Genomic DNA, 3,827 nt, shown 5'->3' with positions numbered 1-3,827 from the left:
CGCGGCCGAGGAGGCCGTGGCGGTCGTCGGCGCGGACGGGCGTCTGATCGGCGCCATCACCTCTCGCGACGTCGTACAGGCGCTCGCCGCGCGCCCGGGCGCGCACGGATCGTCCCAAACGGGCGCCCCGACCCTCTCGAAGCCGGCAGGAGCACATCGATGGAGTGGAACGTCCCGAAATTTCCCCTCGACACGCTCAGCGACGACGGACTCAACTGGCTCACCGACCATGGCAGCTGGCTGACCCGGGCCGTCAGCCGCAGCGTCTCCGACTGGATCGACACGCTGACCAGCGCCCTGGTCGCGGTGCCGCCGTGGATCTGCATCGCGGTCGCAGCCTTCGCCGCCTACCGCGTCGGCGGCCGCAAGATCGGGATCATGACGCTCCTCGGCCTGCTGTTCCTGTGGAACCTGCGGCTCTGGCAGGCCACGGTCGAGACCCTGGTCCTCGTCACCATCGCGACCAGCGCGGCGCTGCTGATCGGCATCCCGGTCGGGATCTGGTTCGCGCTCAGCCGGCGGGCGTGGCGGGCCTTCTCGCCGGTGCTCGACATGATGCAGACGCTGCCGAGCTTCGTCTACCTGATCCCGGCGCTCCCCTTCTTCGGTCTCGGGGCCGTCTCGGCCTGCTTCGCGACGATCGTGTTCTCCGTGCCCCCGGTCATCCGGCTGACCGCGCTCGGCATCCGCAACGTGCCGACCGAACTCGTCGAGGCGTCGGACGCCTTCGGCGGCTCGGCGACCCAGAAGCTGTTCAAGGTGCAGCTTCCGCTCGCGCTGCCGACCATCATGGCCGGCGTCAACCAGACCATGATGCTCGCCCTCTCCATGGTCGTCATCGCCGCGATGATCGGTGCGGGCGGTCTCGGCCGCGCGGTCTGGCAATCGATCCAGCGGCTCGAGGCGGGGGCCGGGTTCGAGGCCGGCATCGGCATCGTGATCCTGGCGGTCATCCTCGACCGCGTGACCCAGGCGCTGGCGGCCCGGGCCCGTCCTCACGGTGTGGCGTGAAGACAACAGCCTTGGGACGCAAGCAACTCCTCATTGCGCCTCCGGTTTACAAAACAAACATATGACGTAGGATCGAGTCGCTCCTGATAAACCCGATAACGGGTACTTCAAGAGGGGCTTAGGCCCAGGTTCGACTTCGGTTCAAGATCGGCGCTCACCCTTAGACCAACCTGAAAGGTTCTAGTTATGCGTGCACCGGTTCTTGGAGCGATCCTCTGTCTCGCGCTGGTCCAGACGCCGGCCGAGGCGGCGGGCAAGGAGGTCCGGCTCGCCTACGTCGAGTGGGCCGATGCCGTGGTCGCCACCGACATCCTCAAGCAGGTGCTGGAGGAGAAGGGCTACCAGGTGAAGACGATTCCCCTCGCCGCGGCCGCCATGTGGCAGGCCGTGGCGAACGGCGACGCGGATGCGAGCGTGGCGGCCTGGCTGCCGGTCACGCAGGCGGCCTATTACGAGAAGCTGAAGAACCGTCTCGAACTGATCGGCCCGAACGTCACCGGCGCCAAGATCGGCTGGGCCGTGCCCGCCTCCTCGCCCCTGAACTCCATCGAGGACCTGAAGACCAAGGCGGCGGACGTCGATGGCAAGGTGATCGGCATCGATCCCGGCGCGGGCCTAATGAAGAGCTCGGAAGCCGCGATCAAGGCCTACGGCCTTCCGGTCAAGCTGGTCGACGGCAGCGACGCCACGATGACCAGCGCGCTCAAGGACGCGATCCGGCGCAAGCAGGACATCGTCGTCACCGCCTGGACGCCGCACTGGATGTTCGCGCGCTACGAGCTGAAGTACCTCGCCGACCCCAAGAAGGTCTTCGGTGAGGACGAGAGCGTGAACACCCTCGCCCGCAAGGGACTGAAGGACGACATGCCCGAGGTCTACAAGATCCTCACCAAGTTCAAGCTCACCGTCAAGGAAGAAGAGGCGGTGATGGCGGAGAACGAGGAGAAGGGCGCCGACCACGTCGCCAATGCCGCGAAATGGATCAAGCAGCACCGCGAGACGGTCGATGGTTGGCTGAAGTAAGCGCACCGATCGGGACAGAAGAACGACAGGACACAGCTCGGACGGCGGCTCGGGAACTCAGGAAGAGGGGTCGGGGGACATGACGGCGAACGGTTTGGCGGCGGCCCTGGTGGTCTGTGCCGCGGGGGTGATGCTGTGCCCATCGATGGCCGCGGCGCAGGCGCAGCGCCCGGTCGAGGTCGATGCCGAGCCCAGCCAGGTCAACCGCGAGCAGCCGGTCGCGGTCCCCGATCCCAGTTCCGCGCCCGATTCCCTCAGCAATTTCGATCTGGCGCCGCCGAAGGGCAAGACCGACACGGGCACCTTCACCTTCGGCGGCGCCATCCGCGCCCGCTACGACTGGCGCTTCGACGACGCCAGCCGCGGCGGCGTCCGCAAGGCGACGGAACATTTCGACTTCGACACCCTCGCGCTCAAGGCCGCCTACGATTCCGACACGATCTTCGGCGCGGCGCAGTACCGGTTCTACGGCGGCAGCTCGATCTACGGACCCCGCAACGGCTATCGCGGCTATCCGGGCGAGGTCCACTTCCCGATGTGGGCCTATATCGGCTACAAGTTCACCAAGGAAGACAGCATCACCGTCGGCCTCAACCAATCGCCGTTCGGCCTGACCCCGTATTTCGGCACGAGCTTCCTCGAAACCCTCGGCTTCACCATGGGCCTGGAGGAGGTCTACAATTTCGGCGTCAAGTTCTCGCATGTCGAGCCGGACTTCAACTATCAGGTCGGCTTCTATCCGGGCGCCAACCCGAACGCCTTCGGCCTCAGCCTCGACAGCGCGCGCTACTCGACCAACATCGTCCGCGCCGATTCCTACGTCACGAACGGGACCAGCAACGCCGAGCAGAACATGTTCATCGGCCGGGCCGAGTACTTCGTCCTCAAGAACGACACCGCCTCGCTCGCGTTCGGCGCCTCGATCTGGCACTCGGACATCTACAATTTCGACACGCGCCAGACCGGCACCAAGCAGCTCGAAGGCCTGCACGCGCTGGGCACCTACGGCCCCTGGGGCTTCAAGGCCATCTATGTCCGCCAGGACATCGACCCCAAGAACCCCTTCCGCAACGACCTGATCACGGTCGGCGGCTTCGACTTCTCGTACAATCTGGCGACGCACGGCAACTTCGTGTCGACCGAGGTGACCTACAAGGTTCCCGATCCGATCGGTCCCTTCACCGTGGTGCCCTTCGTCGGCTACAGCGCCTTCTACAAGGACAAGGCGAGCTTCAAGACCAGCGAGCGCTTCACCCTCGGCGGGGCCTGGACGCTGACGGCCGACCCGAACCTGATCATCTACACCGAGGCCGCCATCGGCCGGAACGACCCCTATGTCGGCGTCGGCGAGTTCAACAACGGCCTCGCCCAAGGCGGCGAGAACCGCTGGAAGTCGCGGTTCATCATGAATATCGGCTATTATTTCTAGAGCATCGTCCCGAACGATGGTTGCCGGCTCTGCCGGCGACGACCGTTGAATTCCGGCTGCCGCACGACCTATCGGCGCTTCAAGGGACGCCAGCCATCCACCTAAGGGGGCGAGCCCGTTGCCCGCGCCCTCGGTTCTCGTCGCCCGCTCAGATGACGAACGTCGCACCATCATCGGGCGCGTAGAAGGCGATGCCCTCGTAGCGGAAGTCGGGCAGGTTGGCCCTCACCTGATCGCGCTCGGCCTCCGAGATGGTGAAGAAGTGCCCGTTCGTCTTCGCGTTGAAGAATCGGTACACCGCCTCCGTGGCCGCGCCCTGATCCGTTTCGAAGGCATAGGAGCCGACGCCCTCGTAGCGGAAGTC

At 65.6% G+C, this 3,827-nt stretch carries 3 protein-coding genes and 1 pseudogene; 3 read left to right on the top strand and 1 reads right to left on the bottom strand.

The window, feature by feature from the left end; genetic code table 11:
- The first annotated feature begins 159 nt into the window (after window positions 1-159).
- From MFF42_RS23480 to MFF42_RS23470, 3 genes are all read left to right on the top strand, one after another.
- Entirely contained in the window at window positions 160-1,011 is an 852-nt protein-coding gene (locus tag MFF42_RS23480; RefSeq protein WP_238258169.1) for an ABC transporter permease, read from the top strand.
- A 186-nt stretch (window positions 1,012-1,197) separates the two neighbouring features.
- Window positions 1,198-2,034, top strand: a complete 837-nt coding sequence (locus MFF42_RS23475) for a glycine betaine ABC transporter substrate-binding protein (RefSeq protein WP_238258167.1) — start codon at window positions 1,198-1,200, stop codon at window positions 2,032-2,034.
- 79 nt (window positions 2,035-2,113) lie between these two features.
- On the top strand, window positions 2,114-3,463 hold the full coding sequence (locus MFF42_RS23470) for a putative porin (RefSeq protein WP_238258166.1): 1,350 nt from the start codon (window positions 2,114-2,116) through the stop codon (window positions 3,461-3,463).
- A 148-nt stretch (window positions 3,464-3,611) separates the two neighbouring features.
- On the opposite strand, the pseudogene MFF42_RS23465 reads toward MFF42_RS23470, so the two are convergent.
- A pseudogene (locus tag MFF42_RS23465) lies at window positions 3,612-3,827 on the bottom strand (hypothetical protein); the annotation flags it as partial.

The sequence above is a fragment of the Methylorubrum podarium genome (genome assembly GCF_022179745.1).
Classification (GTDB): domain Bacteria; phylum Pseudomonadota; class Alphaproteobacteria; order Rhizobiales; family Beijerinckiaceae; genus Methylobacterium; species Methylobacterium podarium.
Note: the sequence above shows the minus strand (reverse complement) of the source record. Positions and strands in the feature narration are given on the sequence as shown.

Excerpts from the sequence above, each read along its gene's own strand:
- MFF42_RS23480 (WP_238258169.1), top strand. The coding sequence starts at position 160 with ATGGAGTGGAACGTCCCGAAATTTCCCCTCGACACGCTCAGCGACGAC.
- MFF42_RS23475 (WP_238258167.1), top strand. The coding sequence starts at position 1,198 with ATGCGTGCACCGGTTCTTGGAGCGATCCTCTGTCTCGCGCTGGTCCAG.
- MFF42_RS23470 (WP_238258166.1), top strand. The coding sequence starts at position 2,114 with ATGACGGCGAACGGTTTGGCGGCGGCCCTGGTGGTCTGTGCCGCGGGG.